Consider the following 21152-nt stretch of genomic DNA (forward strand, 5'->3'; position numbering starts at 1 on the left):
TTTATCGTTTATCAATTTTCGAAGTGACAAAGTCACCGATCCACTGAATGACAAAGACGATGATGAGCACCAAAACGGTCGCGACAAACGTCACATCGTTATGGCTGCGCTGGAACCCTTCCAAATACGCCAAGTTCCCAAGCCCGCCGGCGCCGACAACGCCGGCCATCGCCGTATAGCCGACAAGCGACACAGCGGTGACGGTAATCCCGGAGACAAGCGCCGGGAGCGATTCAGGCAGCAGCACTTTCCAAATGATCGTCCACGTCGAGGCGCCCATCGCCTTCGCCGCTTCAATGACCCCTTTGTCAATTTCGCGGAGAGCGATCTCGACCATGCGGGCGTAAAACGGAGCCGCGCCAATGATGAGCGCCGGCAGCGCCGCGTTGGCTCCGAGCATCGTCCCGACGAGCCATTTGGTAAATGGAATAAGCAAAATAATTAAAATAATGAACGGAATAGAACGGAAAATATTCACAAACGCAGCAATGACCATATTGGCCAACCGGTTCTCCCATAGGTTTCCCTTTGCCGTTAAAAATAAAAGCAGTCCGAGAACGACCCCGAAGACGAACGTCGCCGCGACCGCCATTCCGGTCATGTACAACGTCTCAACCGTCGCCGCCCACATCGTCTCCCATTGCACGTTCGGCAGGAGGTTAGCGAGCATCGTGAATCACCTCCACCGCCACTTGCTGGCTGCGAATATAGTCAAGCGCCCGGGCGATTTCATCCGCCGCGCCGTCGATGTGCACAAACAGCACGCCGTAGGCGCCTTGATGGGTTTGTGAAATTTTCCCTTGCAAAATGTTCATGTCCACGGCAAACTGCCGCACGACTTGCGTGATGAGCGGCTGGCCGGCCGCCGCACCGACAAAGGTCAACTGCGCGATCACCCCGTTCGGATATTGACCGAACAGATGGGAAATCGCCTCTTCCGTTTCCTCCGGTTCAACGAGCTGCTTGACGAACCGTTTCGTAATCGGCTGCTGCGGATTGCGGAACACATGCAGCACTTCGCCTTGCTCAACGATTTTGCCGCTTTCCATCACGGCGACGCGGTCGCAAATTTTGCGGATGACGTGCATCTCATGGGTAATGAGCACGATCGTCAGTCCGAGCCGCTTGTTGATGTCGACAAGCAAGTCCAATATCGCATCCGTCGTTTGCGGGTCAAGCGCGGATGTCGCCTCATCGCAAAGCAATACTTTCGGGTTGTTGGCAAGCGCCCGGGCGATGCCGACCCGCTGTTTTTGCCCGCCGCTCAACTGCGACGGATACGCCTCTTCCCGTCCCGTGAGCCCGACGAGCTCGATGAGCTCCTCGACCCGCTTTTGCCGCTCCGCTTTCGGAACGCCGGCGATCTCGAGCGGAAACGCGATATTTTCCCGCACCGTCCGCGACCAAAGCAAGTTGAAATGCTGGAAAATCATCCCGATTTCCTGACGCGCTTTGCGCAGCTCCCGCCCTTTGATGCGCGCCATATCGCGGCCGGCGACGATCACCTGGCCGCTCGTCGGCGTCTCAAGCCCGTTTAACAGCCGGATGAGCGAACTTTTCCCCGCGCCGCTGTAACCGATAATGCCGAAAATTTCCCCTTCGCGAATGTCAAGCGACACGTCATCGACCGCCGTCACCGCCCCGTTCGCCGCATCGTAAATTTTCGTCACCCGTTCGAGTGTAATCATCGTTTCACCTTCCTTCCTCCTAAGGCGGCGGAACGCAAAAAGAAAACCTTTCTGCCCGCAGAGAACAGAAAGGTATTGTCCACCATTCCGTCTCTTATCTCCCAAAGCAGGGCGCTTTGTGTGAATTGGCACCTTTTCAGCAGACGCGCTGACGGTTGCCGGGCTTCATTGGGCACATCCCTCCACCTCTCTTGATAAGAGCGCAACAAACGCCTATTCGATTGATTACGTGTGTGATTGTATCATTGTATGTCGAATCATGTCAATAAATTTTTCACCCGACATGACGATACGGCTTAGCCAAATGGAGGAGAGATTCGAGCAGCAACAGGTGGCGAAAACTTCCCGACACATGCACTTCGCGCAGCCGGACGAGCTGCTGCAGCTTCAGTTCGCCGCCTAAGAGCGAGCAAAGCGCTGTTTTTGTGCCGCGCACCGTTAACGTTTTCCGTTCATCCTTTTCCATTTCCGCGGCAGCCGGCTCTTTGCCGATCACCAACATGGCGACGCCTTCTTCACTCTCAAACCGCACATACAACGGTTCATCCGGCAAAATCGGCAACAAATGGCGCAACGTTTGCATCCGTTCTGCGAACTGTCCAACTAACTGACGCATTTCCATTGACCATCCTCCCCCCATTTTCCTTTATTCCCTTTATTTCCATACCGAGGGGGAGAATCCTTTACAAAAATCTCGACAACCGGTTTAGCGAATGAGCGCTGTTTTTGTCATTTCCGAAGAAATATGTCAAATGGCGTCAAAAAAAGGCGGATCGTCAGCGCGGCAAACGGGCTTGAAGTTCATCATACAAATAAGGGACGGAATGAAACGCATACCATTTGCCGGCCAGCGACCCGCCAACAAAAAGAAGCAAACAAGGAACACTTTCAATTTTCCAAACGACTGCCTGCTCCGGCATATAATTAATGTCCGTTTCGTAAAACGGCAGCGTTGGGAACAGCTGCTCGACTACCGCCAACATCCGTCTCGCCAGCTGGCATGTGCCGCACAGCGGCGTGTAAATATAAAGCGCCATAAGCGGCTGTTCATTCACAATCCGTTGCACATCTGGTCGTTCGATCGCTTTCACTCGCCTCTTCCTCTCATGAACGAATCGATGCGGACGTCAAAATGGGCGCGCAGCAACACTTGGGCTAAATGCCAAGGCGGGGCGGCGGCCACTTCGCGGTACGCCCGGTCAATATAAATATGTTCCGCCTCCGGAAACATGCGGCGAAACTGCCGGCGTAGCTTTTCCCCCGCCTCATCGGCGTCCGCCAGCACGTACACATCGTGACCCTCAAGCTCGTCAGCCAGCTCCTCAAGACGCGCATCGCTGATCGTGCCGTTCGTGCAAAGAATGACAACCGGTTCGTTCAGCACGGCCGCCACCTTTTGCTTATCCGATCGCCCTTCTACAATAATCACTTTTTCTGCCTGTCGCATGTCCGACCCACCTAGCTTCGAAAAGGATACCATATTGTATGTCTCTCACCAGAAAAAGGTTGAAAAAAAGCAACGGTCATCCACCGTTGCCTTTCAACACCAACCCGCTTCCCCGTCACAGTCGACATATTTTTGGTCCGGTTCAACGGTAGCGGTCACCTCTTTATATATTTTGCCATTTTGCTCGCTATACCCGTTTTTCAGCTCGACGGCCGCTGCCGGAAGCGGAAGACGTCCGATGAATTCACCTTCGTCATACAAGTCGAGCGAGCGGCCGTTCAGCTTGCCGGTCACCCGGTCCGTAATATCGACACGCGTTGGTTGCAACGCCATCGGAAGCACCCCTTTTTTCATCAAGTTTCGGTATGTATAGGGTGTCCGATTCGGGGGCGAAGACCACAGGAACGTTTATCCTTCGTTCACCATCGCCTCGTATTGTTCAGCCGTCAACAACTTGTCGACTTCACTTACATCTTTTGGTTCAACGACAACCATCCATGCTTTTTCGTACGGTGACTCGTTTACATATTCTGGATTGTCGTTCAACTCTTCATTCACTTCGACGACCGTGCCGCTGATCGGCGCGTACAATTCCGAAACCGTTTTTACCGATTCGACGCTGCCGAACGGCTCGTTCGCCGTCAGTTCCGCGCCGACTTCCGGCAATTCAACAAAAACGATATCCCCCAACTCCGACTGAGCGAAGTCGGTGATGCCGATGCGCACTTTGTCCCCTTCGACGCGCACCCATTCGTGTTCTTTTGAATAGCGAAGTTCTTTTGGCGTGTTCATCGAATCCCTCCATTGCGACAAATTGTGTTCTTTTTCATCATAACCGATTTTCGATAAAAACTCACTGAGTTCGCATCATTTTTATGCAAATTTTTTAACTTTCTGCCGGCGGCCGCCCGGCGAAAAACGCTTCGTACTCTTGCTCGCGAAATCCGACCACGACCCGTTCGCCATCCGTTAAAATGGGCCGTTTCACCAGCATCCCGTCCGACGCGAGCCAGTTGAGCATCTCGTCCTCCGCGGCGCCGTCAAGCTTGTCTTTCAACCCGAGTTCGCGGTATTTCATGCCGCTTGTATTGAAAAATTTTTTGAGCGGCAGCCCGCTTTTTCGGTGCAGGTCGGCCAGTTGTTCTTTCGTCAGCGGTTCGTCGACGAGATGCACCGTTTGCACGTCAATGCCGTGTTCATCGAGCCATTTTTTCGCCTTCCGGCACGTTCCGCATTTCGGATACCAATAGAGCGTCAGCGCCATTCCTACCCCTCCTTTTAACCGTGTTGAACGATCGGTCATCCGCGGGGAAGCGGGGCGTTACAGCGGCCGCTTCCCCAAGCGGAGCGCCTGTTCCAGAGAGCAAGAAGTACCGGGCTGTGCCCGGTACTTCCTAATTATCACACAATATACCGTTCCGCTTCAATGAGGGCGGCGGCCGCCTCGCGTTTTTTCGCGATCACATTGATTGGCGTATGGCGCGTCAGCCGACGGAGGGCGGCGAGCATCATCCGCAGCGTGTCGCCTTGTTCGACGGCGACGAGCGTTTCTTTCGCATGCGCTTCGATTTCATTGAACGCCTCTTGGCAGAAAATTTGCGTATAGAGCCATTTTTGTTTGTGCTTCTCTTCCCCGTCCGCGTTGATCGCTTTTTCGGTGCGAAGAAGCGCCGATTCCATGGCGTAAATGTTGGCGACAATATCGGCGATGTTCACGAGCACTTCTTGCTCTTCCTCGATTTTCGCGCCGAATGTTTGCGCCGCCAGCCCGGCGACCATCAAAGCGATTTTTTTCGCGTTGCGCACCAAATATTTCTCTTGTTCGAGCGCGCCCGTTCCCGGTTCTTCGGCCGTCATCATCATGAGCTCTTCTTGCAGCTGCTGCGCTTTTTGGAAAAGAGGCAGTTCGCCTTTTACCGCTTTTTTCAAATACATGCCCGGCACGAGCAGGCGGTTGATTTCGTTCGTCCCTTCGAAAATGCGGTTGATGCGCGAGTCGCGGTAGGCGCGCTCAATTTCGTATTCCTGCATGAAGCCGTAGCCGCCGTGGATTTGCACCCCTTCGTCCACGATGTAATCGAGCACTTCGGTCGCGAAAAACTTGTTCAGCGAGCACTCGATCGCGTATTCGGCGATCGATTTCGCCACTTCTTTGCCGTCTTTCGCTTTTTCCCCATCGAGCAAGCCCATCCGTTCATCGAACAAGCCGACCGTGCGGTACACCGAGCTTTCCGCCGCATACAGGCGCGACGCCATCGTCGCAAATTTTTCCTGCGTCAGCGTAAACTGCGAAATCGGGCGTTTGAATTGCTGGCGTTGATTCGCGTATTTGAGCGTGATTTCGAGCGCCCGCTTCGCGCCGCCGACCGCTCCCAATCCGAGCTTGTAGCGGCCGATGTTCAAAATGTTAAACGCGATGACATGGCCTTTGCCGATTTCACCGAGGACGTTTTCTTTCGGCACCGGCACGTCTTGCAAAATGAGCGTCCGCGTCGACGAGCTTTTGATCCCCATTTTCTTTTCTTCCGGACCAGTCGAAACGCCCGGGAAATCGCGCTCGACGATAAACGCTGTGAAATGCTGGCCGTCCACTTTCGCGTAGACGACGAACACATCGGCAAACCCGGAGTTCGTGATCCATTGCTTTTCACCGTTTAAAATGTAATGCGTTCCTTCGGCGTTCAATTTCGCCGTCGTTTTCGCGCCGAGGGCGTCCGAACCCGAACCCGGCTCCGTCAGGGCATAGGCGGCGATTTTTTCGCCGGTCGCCAACTGCGGCAAATAGTTTTGTTTTTGTTCTTCCGTGCCGAACAAGACGATCGGCAGCGAGCCAATTCCGACGTGCGCCCCGTGCGAAATCGCAAACCCGCCGGCCGGCGCCATCTGTTCTGCGATGATGGCCGAGCTCACTTTATCCAAGCCCAAACCGCCGTATTCTTCCGGAATGTCGGCGCTTAGCAAACCGAGTTCGCCCGCTTTGCGGAGCAGCTTCACCGAGCGGTCAAACTCGTGGTGTTCCAAATGCTCCAGCTGCGGAAGCACTTCGTTGTTCACATATTCCGCCGTCGTTTTCGCGATCATGTGATGTTCGTCGGTGAAATCTTCCGGCGTAAAGACGCGCTCGGCCGGAATGTCCTCAATTAAAAAGCTGCCGCCTTGAATCGCGTTTTCGGCTGTTTTTGCCATTGGTTGTTTCCTCCCCCGAATATCGTAATAGTCCGGGCGGCGCTGCCGCCCGCTTTAGTTGTCATTGGCCGGCATCACAGCAGTTCAAAGACACCCGCGGCGCCCATGCCGCCGCCGATGCACATCGTGACAATGCCAAACTGGACGTCGCGGCGCCGCATTTCATGAAGAAGCGACAACGTCAGCTTCGCGCCCGTGCAGCCGAGCGGATGGCCGAGCGCAATCGCCCCGCCGTTGACGTTGACGATCTCTTCGTCAAGCCCGAGCTCGCGAATGACTTGAATCGACTGGGACGCGAACGCTTCGTTCAGCTCGATCAAGCCGATGTCGGACAGCTCCAGGCCGGCGAGCTTCAACGCTTTCGGCACCGCGGCGACCGGGCCGATCCCCATCACTTCCGGCGGCACGCCGGCGACGGCGAACGAGCGGAACTTGCCGAGCGGTTTTAAGCCGAGAGATGCCGCTTTTTCGCGGTCCATCACCATCACGGCCGCCGCCCCGTCGCTCATTTGCGACGCGTTGCCGGCTGTGACCGTGCCGTTGGCGGCAAACGCCGGGCGCAGTTTGGCGAGCGTCTCCATGTTCGTCTCCGGGCGCACGCCTTCATCTTGGGCAAACACAACCGTCTCTTCCACCAGTTTGTTGTTTTCCACCTTGCGCACGACGACTTCGACCGGCACGATTTCGTCGTCGAACTTGCCTTCTGCAATCGCCTTCGCGGCGCGCTGGTGGCTGCGCACGGCGAACGCGTCCTGGTCCTCGCGGCTCACGCCGTATTGTTTCGCCACTTGCTCGGCCGTATGGCCCATCGACATGTAATATTCCGGCGCCTCTTCGGCCAGGCGGGCGTTCGGGCGGACGACATGCCCCATCATCGGCACCATGCTCATCGATTCGACCCCGCCGGCAATGACCGTATCCGAATGGCCAAGCATGACCCGTTCGGCCGCATAGGCGATCGCCTGCAAGCCGGACGAGCAATACCGGTTGATCGTAATCGCCGGCACCGTATGCGGCAGCCCGGCGAGCGCCCCGATGTTGCGGGCGACGTTCAACCCTTGCTCCGCCTCGGGCATGGCGCAGCCGATAATTAAGTCATCGATATTCCCGTCATAGTTTCCCGCGCGCTTCAACGTTTCCTTGACGACGAGCGCTCCCAAATCGTCCGGCCGCGTATGGGCGAGCGTTCCTTTTTTCGCTTTTCCGACCGGTGTGCGCGCGCCTGCGACAATGACCGCTTCTCTCACGCCAATCTCCCCCTTGAATCCCCCGCTTTAGTTGCGGAGCGGTTTTCCTTTCACCAACATATGCTGCATTCTCGCTTGCGTCTTCGGCTCGCCAATCAGGCTCAAAAACGCCTCGCGCTCAAGATCAAGCAAGTACTGCTCATCGACTTCCGTTCCGTACGGCACTTTGCCGCCCGAGAGGACGTACGCCAACTTTTTCGCGATCTTCAAATCGTGCTCGCTAATGTAGCCGGAATGGAGCATCGATTGCGCGCCTAAAAGCATGGCGGCATAGCCGCTTTCCCCGGCGACCGGCACTTTCTTTCTGACTGGCGGCCGGTATCCTTCTTCATACAGCGAGAGCACCGCCTGTTTCGCTTCATACAACAGATGGTCGCCGTTCATCGTGACGCCGTCGCGGCTGCCTAAGAAACCGAGCGCGCGCGCTTCGGCCGCTGACGTCGACACTTTCGCCATGGCGATCGTTTCAAACACCTTGGCGACGAGTTTGACGTAGTCGACATCCGCGCCGCCTGGCAGGCTGTTCAATTGTTTGATGTACAGCTCCTTGTTGCCGCCGCCGCCCGGAATCAAGCCGACGCCGACTTCGACAAGCCCGATGTACGTCTCGGCGGCCGCTTGGATGCGCGAAGCCGCCAACGTCACTTCCGCCCCGCCGCCTAACGTCATGGCAAACGGCGCCACAACGACCGGTTTCGGGTTGTATTTGACGCGCATGAGCGCTTGCTGGAACTGGCGGACGGCAAGCTCGAGTTCAAAGAAGTTTTCATCTTGCGCTTCCATAAGCATCATCGCCAAGTTCGCGCCGACGCAGAAGTTTTTCCCTTGATTGCCGATGACAAGCCCTTTGTAGTTGCGGTTCACCTCATCAAGCGCCTCGTTGATCATTTGGACGATGTCCGTGCCGATCGCGTTGTTCGGCGAATGGAACTCCAAAAGCGCCACGTCATCGCCGAGGTCGATCAGGCTTGCGCCGGCGTTTTTCTTCACGACGCCGCGCTGCTCTTTCCACCGTTTCAAATGGATCGTCTTTGGATTTTCTTCCACTAATGTATAGCCGCTTTGCCCATAATAGAACAGCCGGCCGTTGTTCGTTTGATAGAACGATGCGGCGCCGTCGGCGAGCATATCCGTCACCCACGCCGGAACGTCGCGCCCTTCCGCCTGCATGTTCCGCACCGATTTCTCAAGGCCGATCGCATCCCACAGTTCAAATGGTCCTTGCTCCCAGCCGAACCCCCACTTCATCGCATTGTCGATCGCCACGATGTCATCGGCGATTTCGCCGACCAGGCGCGCCGCATACAGCAAGGTCGGCGCGATGATGTTCCAAAGGAGCGTCCCCGCGCGGTCGCCGTCGGCATAAAGGAGCGTTTGCAGCTTGGCGGCCGTTCCTTTCGCCTGCTTCGCCATTTCCACCGCCGGGGTGACGAGCTTTTTGCGCGGCTCGTACTGCATCGTGACGTAATTGAGCTCGAGGATGTCTTTCCCTTGCTTCAAGAAAAAGCCTTGTCCGGATTTGCTGCCGAGCCAGCCGTTTTGCAGCATCGTTTTCATAAACTCCGGCACGCGGAAGGCGTCTTTTTCTTCCCCTTCGACGTTGTCATACACGTTGTTAGCGACATGGACGAACGTATCGAGCCCGACGACGTCAAGCGTGCGGAACGTCGCGCTTTTCGGCCGGCCGATGAGCGGCCCGGTGACCGAATCGACTTCGCCGACGCTGTAGCCGCCTTCCATCATCTCGCGCACGGTGACAAGCAGCCCGTACGTGCCGATCCGGTTGGCGATGAAGTTCGGCGTATCTTTCGCCATGACGACGCCTTTGCCGAGCACGTCTTCGGCGAACGTTTTCATATAGGCGACGACATCCGGATCCGTCTGCTCGGTCGGGATGATTTCAAGCAGCTTCAAATAGCGCGGCGGGTTGAAAAAGTGGGTGCCTAAAAAATGCTTTTGAAAATCATCCGAGCGCCCTTCCGCCATCGCGGCGATGGAAATGCCGGATGTGTTCGAGCTGACGATCGTCCCCGGCGTCCGCACCTCGTCGATGCGGGCGAAGACGCTTCGTTTGACCTCCAAGTTTTCGACGACGACTTCAATGATCCAATCGACATCCGCAAGGCGGTGAAAGTCATCTTCAAAGTTGCCCGTTTCAATGAGCGTGATGTTGTCTTTTGCCATCAGCGGCGCCGGCTTTTGTTTTTTCATCCGCTCCAGCGCCCGGTTGGCGAGGCGGTTGCGCACTTGCGGATGTTCCAACGTCCATCCTTTCGCCTCTTCTTCTTTCGTCAATTCCTTTGGCACAATGTCAAGCAATAACGTCGGGATGCCGACGTTCGCCAAATGGGCGGCAATGCCCGAACCCATGACGCCAGACCCAAGCACGGCGGCGCGCCGAATGCGTTTTGCCATTTCGGTTCCCCCTCACACCATTGAATGAATCATCATTCATTTTTCGGTGAAAAAAATATAGTGAAAACGTTCTCTACACTTAAATATATAGTATGTTGGTAATTTTCGCAATATATTTGCCGCACATTTTTTCCACATCGCAATCCGGATTTTGCCCATACTAACAACAGGAGGTGAACATGATGGCGCGGTTGAAAAAAAATCCGTCTGAACGCGGCGTCAGCGCGGCGAGCGTGAAAGGAAACGCCGGCCCGACGGTCGAAGCGGACGGCGGCGGCAAGCGGACGAGCCAAAACCAGCAGTACAAAAAGCACAATATGCAAGGGGACTGAACGCCCGATGGCGTCCGTCCCCTTGTGTGCTGCCGCGGCGCCGCCTCCCGTTGGCCGGGCGGGCGTCACTTGCGGAGCATGCCTTTAGCGACGAACGCCACGTTGGCCGGGCGTTCGGCGAGCCGGCGCATAAAGTAGCCGTACCAATCGGTCCCGTACGGAACGTACACGCGCATCGTATACCCTTCGCGCGCCAGCTCAATTTGCCGCTCCGGACGGATGCCGTACAACATTTGAAATTCAAACTGGCTGTTTGGAATGTTGTACTCGGCAACGAGCCGCTTCGTATACTCGATGATGGCGTCATCGTGCGTCGCAACGGCCGTATAGTTGCCGTTGAGCAAATGTTGTTTAATGATCTTTTTAAAATTCTCATCCACATCTTTTTTATCCGGAAACGCCACTTCCGGCGATTCTTTATACGCCCCCTTGACGAGCCGCAAGTTCGGGCGGTACGGCTTCAGATCTTCAATGTCTTGCTCCGTCCGGTACAAATACGCCTGCAGCACCGTACCGACGTTGTCGTACTCTTTTTTCAACGTTTTAAAAATATCGATCGTCTTTTGGCAGCGTGAATAATCTTCCATATCAATCGTCACGAACACGCCCCGCTCTTTCGCCGCCTCCAAAATGCGGCGCATGTTGCGCATAACGAGCTCATCGGAAATGTCAAGCCCCATGGACGTCATTTTCAGCGACAGCTGCGAATTCAGCTTCTCACGGCTGATCGCCTCAATCGCCTCGAGGCAATGGTTCGCCATCTCGTTTGCTTCCCGCTCATTGTCAACAAATTCGCCTAAATAGTCGACCGTGACAGCCAACCCTTTTTCGTTCAATTGACGGATGACGCGCACCGCTTCCTCAATCGTTTCGCCGGCGACGAATCTTGATGCGCCGAAGCGGAGGCCGTATCGCTTCGCCAAATGGGTCAACGTTTTATTTTTGGACAAGAACAAAAAAAAGTCGCGCATCAGCTGTTCCACAGTTGTGATCCCCCTCGCATGGAAACGCATTCATCACTCTTATTGTACCATGTTTCCATTCCATTGAATATGTTTTTTCCCTGTTGTTTATTTTTTATTTGTGTATAATTTTCCACTCACTGCACAATCTACAAGCGACTACATTGTGAAAGGAGCGAACCACGATGCAACAACAGCCGCAAATGAACCCGCAGGCGGCGATGCCCGAGCCGCCGCAAATGGTGTCATCGAAAGACGCCATGTACTTTTCCGATATGATGTCATGGAACTTGCTGGCGGCGAAAAAAGCGCACTTTTTCGCTTCGCAGTGCCGCGATCCGGAAGTGGTGCAGGCGATCGAGCGCGCCGGGCAAATGCATCAGCGCCATTACGACATGATTTTGCGCCATTTGCAAAACCCGCCGCAGCCGCCGGTGATGTGAAAGGAGGAACGTTCGGTGAACCAAAAACAAGTGCAAAATCCGGAAACGCAAGTGCCGAAAACGCCGCAAATGAACGAGCGCGACTTTTTGAATGACATGCTGACGACGGAAAAATACATGACGTTGTCTTACAGCGTGTACTTGCATGAGGCGAGCAACCAACCGTTATACCAAGATATGATGAACATTTTTACGGAAACGCAAAACTGCCAGCGTGAATTGTACAATTTAATGTTCAAAAAAGGATGGTACAAGCTCGAAGCCGCCGATCCGCAAAAACTTCAGCAAACGTACCAACAGTTCCAAGGATACACCAACCAGTTTCCTTACCAAGGAAACACCATGCAATGAAAGGAGCAAACGGGGATGTCCTCTAGTGCATGCGGACATCCTCTTTCTCATCCGGAAAGCGGAAATCCTTGACGCAAAGGGGGAGAGGGATGACCGTTCCGCCTGAATCCGTATGGGCGACGCTGCAAACATTAGGGAGTTCGATGGACTTCCAAACGAAAGTGTACCGGAACGAGACATCCGGTCTCCTGTTATGGGTGTCGTATGTCGAGCCGATGGTTGAGATGGAAACTGTTGTTCGCTCGATTTTCCCTTACTTGTTTCATTGTCCGTTTTCATCTTTGGAAGATATGCGCCAAATTCTTCCGATCGACGACGCCTATATTTCTAGCGATCCGGCTGATGTGAAAGCAAAATTGTTCGAAGGATATTTATTCATTCGCCTTCATGAAACCGATGAGACCGGGCTGCTTGTGAAGGCGCAAAAAACATTGGAACGGACACTCACCATCCCCGAAGTGGAATTTAGCGTCGTCGGCCCGAAAGAGTCGTTTATTGAATCGTTGGAAACGAATTTATATTTATTGCGCAAACGAATCCCTATAGACCGTTTGACAGTCAAACTGACAAGGGTCGGCACGCTGTCGAAAACGAAAGTCGCTGTCGTCTATCTTGACGGCATTGCCAATCCCGACAACGTCCAAACGGTTTTGCAGCGCATCAAACAAATCGAATTTGACGAAATGATCGACAGCTCTTATATTGTGCAAATTATTTCAGACAATCGGCATTCCCCCTTTCCGCAGCTGCTCGATACCGAGCGCCCGGACCGGGTTGCGGCCGTACTGGCCGAGGGAAAAGTGGCGATTATGGTGGACGGATCTCCGCACGTGTTAATCGGTCCTACGACATTGGTTGAATTTTTTTCATCCTTTGAAGACTATTTTCTCAATTGGACGATCGCGTCGTTTTTCCGTCTCATTCGCCTGTTTTCCGTCGCCTTTTCCATTTTGATTACACCGATGTATGTGGCGACATTAAACTACCATTATGAATTGATTCCAAAAGACTTGCTCGGCACCTTGATCACCTCAAGAAGGGAGATTCCGTTCCCGCCGATTTTAGAGGTGCTGTTTCTCGAACTGACGATTGAACTGCTGCGGGAGGCAGGCGCACGGCTTCCGACCAAGGTCGGCCAAACGATCGGCATTGTCGGCGGGATTGTCATCGGAACGGCTTCCGTGGAAGCCGGCCTGACAAGCAATGTGTTGTTAATTTTAGTGGCGCTTGCCGCCCTTGCTTCCTTTACGACGCCTGTTTATAAAATAGGCAATACGATCCGCCTCATGCGCTTTCCGTTTTTATTGTTTGCGGAAGTCTGGGGGCTGCTTGGCGTTGCTTTTTGTTTTTGCATGGTCATGACCCACCTGCTTTACTTGACGTCGCTCGGCCGGCCGTTCCTTGCTCCTTTATATCCGCTGCGTTGGCGGGATTTAAAAGATGCGTTCATCCGTCTGCCGTTTACCAGCCAATCGAAACGGCCGGAAACATTACGGACCGAGCAACCCATTCGCTTCAGCGGGAAAAAGGTCAGAAAAAAACGAGACATCGACGAATAGCGAACAGACAGGAGGACGACGATGGCTTCTGTTGCCGAACGTCTACAAGTTTCACCTTTCATGACTTTTTATATTATCATGTCGATGCAAATCGGTGTCGGGGTGCTCGGTTTTCAGCGGGTCATCGCACAAACAGCCGGACATGACGCATGGATTTCGGTCCTGCTGGCCGGCGCCTCGTCCCATCTGATTCTCATCGTGCTGTATTGGCTGTTGCAGCAGGCGGACGGCGATTTCCTCCTCCTCCATCAGCGCCTGTTCGGCCGCTGGGTGGGAGGGGCATTTTCATTATGGCTCGCCCTTTACTTCGCCGCCATGTCATTTGTTGTTTTGCGCACCTATATCGAAGTAATTCAAGTCTGGATGTTTCCCGACTTGCAAACATGGGAATTTTCACTCGCTTTTTTGCTTCTTTGTTTGTACATTACGGTCGGCGGATTTCGCGTCGTTGTCGGCATTTGCTTTTTTTGCCTGATCATTCCCAGCTATTTGCTGTTTACTTTTTGGTTTGTCCTGGATCATGCCGACTTTCACCTCTTGCTCCCGATATTGGACCATCCGCCTTCAGCTATTGTAAAAGCGGCGGGACAGACGACGTTGACGATGCTCGGGTACGAAACGATTTTGCTCTTTTATCCGTTTATCAAGCGCGGAGCCCAATCCGCCAAATGGGCGCATGCCGCCTTATTGGCAACGACATTGTTTTATACGCTGCTTACCGTGCTGACATTGGCTTACTTTAGCGAGAAACAGCTGCAGCGGCAAATTTGGCCGACATTGACGATGTGGAAAATGGTTGAGCTGCCGTTTATTGAACGGTTTGAATACGTCGGCATCGCCAATTGGCTGCTGATCATTTTACCGAACGTCTGCTTAGGGCTGTGGTGTTCTTCCCGTATATGCAAACAGCTTTTTCCCATCCGCCAAAAAACGGCTTTGCTGATTATTGCCGCCATTTGTTTTTTCAGCACGCTGTTCGTTCATGATCGCAAACAAGTCGACCTCATTAACACCATTTTAAACAGAACCGGCTTTTATTTTCTCTATATATGGATTCCTTGTGTCGCAGTCATCACCTATATCGTGAAGAAAGTGAGAGGGAACGTATGAGAATGTGGACCGCCCTGTTGGCTATGGCCATCGTCGCCATCTTGTCCGGCTGCCTTCGCAAAGAAATTTTAGATGATATCAATATTGAAAGCGCCGTTGGATTTGATGAGGCGGGAAAAGACAAAGTTCGGGGAACCATTCTCATTCCGGTTTACAAAAAAGGAGAAACAGCGAACAAAACGTTGACGGCCGTTTCCACTACGGCGAAAGATGTGATGGAAGAACTGCAATACAAAACATCCGAACCGCTCGTCAGCGGAAGCATTGAGACTGCCTTGTACGGGGAACGCCTCGCCAGAAAAGGAATATTTCCGTTCGTTGATCAACTTCGTCGCGATGCAAGCATCGGGACGCGACTTTATTTGGCCGTGGTGGACGGGACGGCCAAACATCTGCTCGAGGGAAATTATGGCCGCCAAGGAAGCGGCATTTACCTTTCCAACTTGGTCAGACAAAATATCGAGCAACGGGATTTGCCGAAAACAAATTTACATTTATTTCTAAAATCATACTACGCCGATGGAAAAGACCCGTTTTTGCCATACGTACGCCGGGCCGGTGAAGATGTACAGGTGGCCGGCGTAGCCTTATTCCGCGGCGACCGGGTTGTCGATACGCTGAAACGAAACGACATGTTCTACTTTAAAATCGCCATGGATTCTTATAGTGAAGGCACCCATACCATCCGGCTCGACAACCAAAACTTCGTATCCATTAAAAACATCTCGACAAAGCGGACCATTTCTTTTTCAGGCCCCAAAACCCGACCGTCCATTCATATTCATATCGCCCTTGAAGGCGTCGTGCGCGAATACAAACGCGGGGCGTTCACATTCGCTGTCCGCCGGTCTGTCGAAAAAACATTTGCGCAACAAATCCGCTCGAAAACCGGGGCCCTTCTCCGCTGTTTTCAAGAACACCAAATCGACCCGGTCGGCCTTGGCGAATTTGCCGCCAGTCATTATCGCCGCTTTCACTACCGTGATTTTTACAAGCATTACGACCAGCTTCCGATCCGCGTCACCGCCGATGTGACGATCCGTGACAGCGGCATTATCGAATAAGCATCCCTGCTTCACCGGCGGGATGCTTACTCTTTAAGGCTTCGTTTCAATACCACCAGCCTGGATACGGCGGATACGGCGGATACGGATAAAACGGGCGCGGAGCTAGAGCGCCGCCGAGCAATCCGCCCAAAAACCCGCCGATGAACGGAGCGCCAAACAGCAAACCTGGAAATGGCATCGTTCTTTCTCCTTTCATTCATGAATAGGATGCGATACTTTATTCATATGCACATAACAAAAAAGAGGGTGGGCTGTCCGCCCAACCTCCGCTCCTTTCTCACCACCAAATCGGGCCATACCAATACGGGTAGAAAAACGGCGGGAACAAGGCGCTGCCAAGCAGCCCCCCTAAAAAGCCGCCGAAAAACGGAGCGCCAAAAAACGGGAAACCGAACGGCCGCCAAAACCCCCAAGGCCGCCAAATGCGCGCATCCGCCATCTCAATATGGTTCACTTTGCTTCCCTCCTTCCGCCTGCCCTTAGTCTCACTGTATGTATGAAAAACGCCTGTTGCTTAGGCGTGCACCTAGCCGGCCAAAAAGAAACGGGCGGCTGTCCGCCGCCCCCGCTTATACAAGTTCTCCCCGCATCTGTCCATACAAACAGGCGATCGAATCAAACAAAATGCGCACCGCTTCAGTCATCTCGTCTTCGCTCATGGAAAGGACCGGAATGAACGTCAACACCGGGCCGAGCGGGCGGATGACAAGCCCCCTCCGGCGCGCTTCGAGGATAATGCGGTGCTCCATCATGGCCGCGCGCGGAAAAATCGCTTTCGTCCTCCGCTCTTTTACAATTTCAATGCCGCACATGAGCCCTTTTTGCCGAATATCGCCGACGATCGGGATTTCATACAATGCCTCGAGCCGTTCCGTCAGCCTGTGCGCCTTTCGTTGAACATCAGCAAGCAAACCGCGTGCTTCGATGAGCTCGATGTTTTTCAGCGCGGCGGAACAAGCGAGCTGGTTCCCCGTATACGTATGACCGTGGTAAAACGTTTTGTCTTCATCCGCTTTGCCGAGAAACGCCGCATACACGTCTTCAGTGACGAGCGTCGCGGCCAGCGGCAAATACCCTCCGGTGATCCCTTTCCCAACGCAGACGAGATCCGGCTTTGCCTCTTCCTGCTCGCAGGCGAACATCGTGCCGGTGCGGCCGAAGCCGACGGCGACCTCATCGCAAATGAAAAGCACCCCATACCGGCGGCAAAGCGTTTCGACTCCTTTTAAAAACCCGCGCGGGTGGACGATGATCCCCGCCGCTCCTTGCACAAGCGGTTCCACGATCACGCCGGCGATGTGCTCATGCTGCTCTTCAAGCACTCGTTCCAGCTCACGCAAACAATAGCGGACGATCTCCTGCTCGCTTCCGTATTCGTCCATACGGTACACATACGGCGACGGCACTTCGATCCGCTCAAACAACAGCGGCGCAAAAATGCGATGGAACACCTCCATTCCCCCGACGCTCACCGCCCCGACCGTATCGCCATGGTACGCCTCTTTCAACGAGACAAATTTGTTTTTCTTCGCATAGCGGACCGGGTCGATGTTTTTCCAATACTGATAGGCGATCTTGAGTGCGATTTCCACCGCCGCCGCCCCGGTGTCGGAATAAAACACTTTCGACATGTGCGGCCAATATTCCAGCAGCCGTTTGGCCAGCAAAATCGACGGCACGTTCGCCGATCCGAGCAGCGTCGAGTGGGCGATTTTCTCCAATTGCTCGCGAAGCGCCGCATTCAATTCCGGGTCGTTATGGCCGTGGACGTTGACCCATAGCGACGCATAGCCGTCTAGGTACCGATTGCCGTCGACATCATACAAATAGCTTCCTTGCCCGCGTTCAATGATCAACGGGCGTTCTTGCGCATACTGTTTCATTTGCGTGAACGGATGCCAGACGCACTGCTTGTCCCACTGTTCCAATTGCTCGCAGCTATACGCCAACGCCCAACACCTCCAGCCATCGTTTCGCTTCCCCTTGCCTAATCCACTGTTCCGCCAGCCTTTCCAGCTCCTCCCTTGTCACTGCAGGAAGAAGCGGCACGACCGCCAGCACCGGCAGCTGCACCAAAGCGGCAATCATGTCGACATTGTTTCGGTCGATGATGTCTTGCTCCTGAAACCGATTGAACGCAAGACCCAACAACCGAATGCCTTTGGCGTCCGCATACGCCGCCGTCGTCACCGCGTGGTGAATCGCCCCGAGGCTTGAGAGCGACACGAGCACCGCCGGCAGCCGATAGTCGCGGACAAAATCGCCCGTCATATACCACCTTCCGTCGCGCTCGCACCACGGGACGGCCAACCCTCCCGCCCCTTCGACGAGCACGACATCATAGCGCTGTTTCAGCCGCTCGAGCCGTTCGGCAATCCGCTCCGGTTCGATGGACGTCCCGGTCAACGCCGCTGCCAAATGCGGCGACATCGCCGGCTCCATATAGTACATCCCTTCCACAGCGGGAAGCTTGGCCACTCGTTCATACCAATCCTGCTCGGCAAACGACACCCCATCTTCGGCCAGTCCGGTCTGAACCGGTTTAAACACACTTACACTCATGCCAAGCCGCTCGAGCGCCAATGCCGCGATGGACGTCACCACCGTCTTGCCGATTTCCGTTCCTGTTCCGGTCATAAAAATTACGTTTCCCATTGTTACCCCCCTATCCCCCGTGTCATCGTAAGCGGCCGGATGTGCGGCCATACGCGCGCCGCGATGACCGAACAAACGGCACAAAGCACGAGATCCCCCGGCATTGGAAGCAGGAAGCCAAACCAGATTGTTTGGCCGATGGTAAGCGGAGTTGCGGCGACCCATTTCATCACTATGTACAGCCACGTGCAGCCAAACGCATACACGACCAACAAGGCCGCCGCATTCGCCTTCCATATGTCCCGTGCTTTTGTCCATTGAAAGCGGCGCACCAACGAGCCGCCGGTATACGCTCCGGCGATGAAACCGAGCAAATAGCCAAACGTCGGCTTCAGCACATAACCGAGCCCGCCTCCTTCCGCAAACACCGGCGCGCCCGCCAACCCGATCGACACGTAAAGCAGCTGGCTGAGCGCTCCCATTCTCGGACCGAGCAGGCAGCCCGACAAATAGACCGCGGCGATTTGCAGCGTAAACGGCACATACGGCACCGGGATTTTGATGAATCCGCCGACCGCCGTCAACGCGGCGAAAAAGGCCGCCCAAACAAAGGCATGGATTCGCACCTCTTCCCTCCTCTCCAATATTTGTTTCTATTGTGCCTAACACCCTTTTATTTGTCAACTAATTTTTTATATAGGTTTACATATAAACGAAAACACGGAGTCCCGAAAGCAGCGGGACTCCGATTTGACACGGCGAGGGACCGTCTTTGTGAACGCGGCAGGGGAGTCCGTTCCGTCGGCCAACGTTTCACCGCGTCTTTTCACAAGTCGAACAAATCCGTTCGTTCGCCGTCCATTTCCGGCATCGCCGGCTTACCCCGTCTTTCTTCCTTTTTCAGCAGCGACGACAACAGGCGCACCGCTTCGGCAATATACCTTCCTTTGTTCAACATGACGCACTGCGCCTGCTTTCCAAGGAAAACGTCCGAAATCTCGGCGCGCGACGGAATTCCCTTTTTCGCCATTTGTTCGAGCACTTGCGTCGCCCAAATGACCGGGATGTGTGCCGCACGGCAGAGCGCCAAAATGTCGCGTTGGGCGGCGGCAAGACGGTCAAACCCGATCTCAAGCGCCAAATCGCCGCGTGCAATCATGACGCCAAACGCCGGGATTTGCAACCCTTCCAACAAAAGACGGGCCAGGTTGTGAAGCGCCGTCTGCGTCTCAATTTTCGCAATCACCGGCAGAGAGTCCGCCCCTTGTTCGGCAAGCAAATACGAAAGCTTCCGCAAATCATGAGGCGTTTGCACAAACGACAGCCCGACGATGTCCGCATGACTGGCGATGAACGGAATCCATTCCAGGTCGCGATCCGTAAGCGGCGGAACCGTCAAGTGGGGAAAAGAATCCGGAAGATGAAGGCCCGTTCCTTGCTTAATCGCTTTCCGCTTCCCGCCATCAAAAACGACTTTGGCCTCCACATACCGATCATGCACTTTGACGATCCGCGCAACCATTTGCCCATCGTTTAAGTAAAGGCGGTCCCCTGCCCTCACATTGCGCCACGCCTTCGCCAATGTCGTCGTCATTTTGATCCCGGCCCCCCCGTACGCTGCCATAAAGGCGGCATCATCGAAATAAATATGCAGCGGTGTGCCGGCGGTCGCAAACGCTTTCACCGGAATCAACAAGGCGGAAGAAACGGTGAAAGAGGCTTTCCCGTTTTGCAGTTTCATCCCTTTTTGCACATAAGCTGTCCGTGAAAGGAACACTTTAAAACAAGACGGCGCGATTTGTTCGGTCACCCGCAGTTTTTGTTTTTTTCCGCGCACATCGGTAAACAGCAGTTCATCTCCTTCTTCAACGGCTGCTCCGTCCTCAGCCGTCAACTGCCACATGAATGAAACATCGCGGGGAAGCGGAGACGGAGGCGGGAAGGAAGAGAAGGAGATGAGGCCGACTAACGGCTCTATTGCTTCCCCATATTGATTTTTCTTTACCGAAAGCTTCATCGTCCCCATGTTGACCGCCAGGCGGTCGACCCGGATTTTCGGCCCCGGCAGATCCATGTAAATGCGGCATTTCCTCCCCTGCATCTGTTGCGCTAACTGCCTCTCCGCTTGACGGATGACGGAAACGAGCGATTCCCACGTTTCCGGTGAACCGTAGGCGCAGTTGATGCGGGCGACATCCATACCGTACAGAAGCAGCCGCTCGATCAGCCCCGGTTCATCGACCCACGACTCGTCCATCGTCACCATAATGTGCGTCGGCCGATGCGGACGAGAGCTTCCAAACACGGCCTTTGTCCGTTCATGAAGCAGCTCGTTCGCTTCCTTTCTCGTCACCTTTCGCCACTCTGTTTTGCCGTCGACCGGCACATGCAGACAAGCGAGCACTTGCTCCATCATATCAATGAGATGCGCTTCCCGGCCGTCAAGCTGCCATCCGTGTTCTTCGAGCGCCTCAGCCAAATCTGACGGCATGCACCCCCTCATATACGCGTAAGCCAGCAGCTGATCCCGGCTTCCCTCGTGAAAGGAAAGGGGAACTTCCTTCCGCTTTTGTCCCACCCATTCCGCCATCTCGCGGTAAAAAGCTGCCAGGCGGGCGCCCAACTCCCGTTTATCGTGCATCAGCGGCACCAACCCTCATCAAAAATGCGGTTTTATTTTTATATATTCGCCGCCAGCCCAAATAAGGACAGAAAAAAACCGGCGCCATTCGCCGGTTCGACACACTAGT

The 21152-nt window shown here is 54.4% G+C and carries 24 protein-coding genes and 1 riboswitch; of the genes, 6 read left to right on the forward strand and 18 right to left on the reverse strand.

Features of this window, described 5'->3' with window-relative positions; genetic code table 11:
* Window position 1 precedes the first annotated feature (1 nt).
* The 11 genes from ACTVDO_RS10540 to ACTVDO_RS10590 all read right to left on the reverse strand — a co-directional run bounded on the left by ACTVDO_RS10540 (window position 2) and on the right by ACTVDO_RS10590 (window position 9983).
* The gene (locus tag ACTVDO_RS10540) at window positions 2-670 is read right to left on the reverse strand and encodes a methionine ABC transporter permease (RefSeq protein WP_063164831.1); all 669 of its coding nucleotides are present in this window, start codon (window positions 668-670) and stop codon (window positions 2-4) included.
* Complete coding sequence (locus ACTVDO_RS10545) at window positions 660-1688, reverse strand: methionine ABC transporter ATP-binding protein (protein WP_442901474.1); 1029 nt, start codon at window positions 1686-1688, stop codon at window positions 660-662. Before ACTVDO_RS10545 ends, ACTVDO_RS10540 begins: the two co-directional genes overlap by 11 nt.
* Window positions 1689-1779: 91 nt before the next feature.
* A riboswitch (SAM riboswitch) is annotated at window positions 1780-1889 on the reverse strand.
* A gap of 73 nt (window positions 1890-1962) precedes the next feature.
* Entirely contained in the window at window positions 1963-2310 is a 348-nt protein-coding gene (locus tag ACTVDO_RS10550) for a hypothetical protein (protein ID WP_020961129.1), read from the reverse strand.
* A gap of 154 nt (window positions 2311-2464) precedes the next feature.
* Window positions 2465-2779 (reverse strand): thioredoxin family protein, encoded by a 315-nt coding sequence (locus ACTVDO_RS10555; RefSeq protein ID WP_020961130.1) that lies wholly within the window; start codon window positions 2777-2779, stop codon window positions 2465-2467.
* Window positions 2776-3135 (reverse strand): toprim domain-containing protein, encoded by a 360-nt coding sequence (locus tag ACTVDO_RS10560; protein ID WP_020961131.1) that lies wholly within the window; start codon window positions 3133-3135, stop codon window positions 2776-2778. The genes ACTVDO_RS10555 and ACTVDO_RS10560 overlap by 4 nt, the downstream gene beginning before the upstream one ends.
* 93 nt (window positions 3136-3228) lie before the next feature.
* Complete coding sequence (locus tag ACTVDO_RS10565; protein WP_020961132.1) at window positions 3229-3468, reverse strand: YusG family protein; 240 nt, start codon at window positions 3466-3468, stop codon at window positions 3229-3231.
* Between the two features lie 75 nt (window positions 3469-3543).
* Complete coding sequence (gcvH, locus tag ACTVDO_RS10570; RefSeq protein WP_020961133.1) at window positions 3544-3927, reverse strand: glycine cleavage system protein GcvH; 384 nt, start codon at window positions 3925-3927, stop codon at window positions 3544-3546.
* A gap of 94 nt (window positions 3928-4021) precedes the next feature.
* A complete protein-coding gene (locus ACTVDO_RS10575; protein WP_020961134.1) occupies window positions 4022-4399 on the reverse strand; it encodes an arsenate reductase family protein in 378 nt (125 codons plus the stop codon).
* Window positions 4400-4536: 137 nt separating this feature from the next.
* Window positions 4537-6321, reverse strand: coding sequence for an acyl-CoA dehydrogenase family protein (locus ACTVDO_RS10580; RefSeq protein WP_020961135.1), 1785 nt, complete (start codon window positions 6319-6321; stop codon window positions 4537-4539).
* A 74-nt stretch (window positions 6322-6395) separates the two neighbouring features.
* Entirely contained in the window at window positions 6396-7568 is a 1173-nt protein-coding gene (locus tag ACTVDO_RS10585; RefSeq protein WP_020961136.1) for an acetyl-CoA C-acetyltransferase, read from the reverse strand.
* A gap of 27 nt (window positions 7569-7595) precedes the next feature.
* Window positions 7596-9983, reverse strand: a complete 2388-nt coding sequence (locus tag ACTVDO_RS10590; protein WP_442901475.1) for a 3-hydroxyacyl-CoA dehydrogenase NAD-binding domain-containing protein — start codon at window positions 9981-9983, stop codon at window positions 7596-7598.
* Window positions 9984-10165: 182 nt separating this feature from the next.
* Here ACTVDO_RS10590 and ACTVDO_RS10595 point away from each other — a divergent pair, with 182 nt between their 5' ends.
* Complete coding sequence (locus tag ACTVDO_RS10595) at window positions 10166-10315, forward strand: YuzL family protein (protein ID WP_011232479.1); 150 nt, start codon at window positions 10166-10168, stop codon at window positions 10313-10315.
* A gap of 65 nt (window positions 10316-10380) precedes the next feature.
* On the opposite strand, the gene ACTVDO_RS10600 is transcribed toward ACTVDO_RS10595, so the two are convergent.
* Complete coding sequence (locus ACTVDO_RS10600) at window positions 10381-11298, reverse strand: proline dehydrogenase family protein (RefSeq protein ID WP_442901476.1); 918 nt, start codon at window positions 11296-11298, stop codon at window positions 10381-10383.
* Between the two features lie 164 nt (window positions 11299-11462).
* On the opposite strand from ACTVDO_RS10600, the gene ACTVDO_RS10605 reads away from it, so the two are divergent.
* The 5 genes from ACTVDO_RS10605 (at window position 11463) to ACTVDO_RS10625 (ending at window position 15804) form a co-directional block, all read left to right on the forward strand.
* The gene (locus ACTVDO_RS10605) at window positions 11463-11720 is read left to right on the forward strand and encodes a hypothetical protein (RefSeq protein WP_020961139.1); all 258 of its coding nucleotides are present in this window, start codon (window positions 11463-11465) and stop codon (window positions 11718-11720) included.
* Between the two features lie 15 nt (window positions 11721-11735).
* Complete coding sequence (locus ACTVDO_RS10610) at window positions 11736-12071, forward strand: spore coat protein (RefSeq protein WP_020961140.1); 336 nt, start codon at window positions 11736-11738, stop codon at window positions 12069-12071.
* An 89-nt stretch (window positions 12072-12160) separates the two neighbouring features.
* Window positions 12161-13630 carry a spore germination protein gene (locus tag ACTVDO_RS10615; RefSeq protein WP_442901477.1) on the forward strand — a complete coding sequence of 490 codons (1470 nt, stop codon included), beginning with the start codon at window positions 12161-12163 and terminating at the stop codon, window positions 13628-13630.
* 21 nt (window positions 13631-13651) lie between these two features.
* A complete protein-coding gene (locus tag ACTVDO_RS10620; RefSeq protein ID WP_020961142.1) occupies window positions 13652-14740 on the forward strand; it encodes a GerAB/ArcD/ProY family transporter in 1089 nt (362 codons plus the stop codon).
* The gene (locus ACTVDO_RS10625; RefSeq protein ID WP_442901478.1) at window positions 14737-15804 is read left to right on the forward strand and encodes a Ger(x)C family spore germination protein; all 1068 of its coding nucleotides are present in this window, start codon (window positions 14737-14739) and stop codon (window positions 15802-15804) included. The genes ACTVDO_RS10620 and ACTVDO_RS10625 overlap by 4 nt, the downstream gene beginning before the upstream one ends.
* A 46-nt stretch (window positions 15805-15850) precedes the next feature.
* Here the strand turns inward: ACTVDO_RS10625 and ACTVDO_RS10630 are convergent, their stop codons facing one another.
* From ACTVDO_RS10630 to ACTVDO_RS10655, 6 genes are all read right to left on the reverse strand, one after another.
* The gene (locus ACTVDO_RS10630) at window positions 15851-15985 is read right to left on the reverse strand and encodes a hypothetical protein (RefSeq protein ID WP_020961144.1); all 135 of its coding nucleotides are present in this window, start codon (window positions 15983-15985) and stop codon (window positions 15851-15853) included.
* Window positions 15986-16084: 99 nt separating this feature from the next.
* Complete coding sequence (locus tag ACTVDO_RS10635) at window positions 16085-16261, reverse strand: hypothetical protein (RefSeq protein WP_020961145.1); 177 nt, start codon at window positions 16259-16261, stop codon at window positions 16085-16087.
* Between the two features lie 115 nt (window positions 16262-16376).
* The gene (bioA, locus tag ACTVDO_RS10640; protein ID WP_020961146.1) at window positions 16377-17756 is read right to left on the reverse strand and encodes an adenosylmethionine--8-amino-7-oxononanoate transaminase; all 1380 of its coding nucleotides are present in this window, start codon (window positions 17754-17756) and stop codon (window positions 16377-16379) included.
* Window positions 17746-18462, reverse strand: a complete 717-nt coding sequence (gene bioD / locus ACTVDO_RS10645; RefSeq protein ID WP_020961147.1) for a dethiobiotin synthase — start codon at window positions 18460-18462, stop codon at window positions 17746-17748. The genes bioA and bioD overlap by 11 nt, the downstream gene beginning before the upstream one ends.
* A gap of 2 nt (window positions 18463-18464) precedes the next feature.
* Complete coding sequence (locus tag ACTVDO_RS10650) at window positions 18465-19028, reverse strand: biotin transporter BioY (RefSeq protein ID WP_020961148.1); 564 nt, start codon at window positions 19026-19028, stop codon at window positions 18465-18467.
* Window positions 19029-19228: 200 nt separating this feature from the next.
* A complete protein-coding gene (locus tag ACTVDO_RS10655; protein WP_442901479.1) occupies window positions 19229-21043 on the reverse strand; it encodes a pyruvate kinase in 1815 nt (604 codons plus the stop codon).
* Window positions 21044-21152: the final 109 nt, after the last annotated feature.

Source organism: Geobacillus sp. BK01, from assembly GCF_052220245.1.
Lineage (GTDB): Bacteria > Bacillota > Bacilli > Bacillales > Anoxybacillaceae > Geobacillus.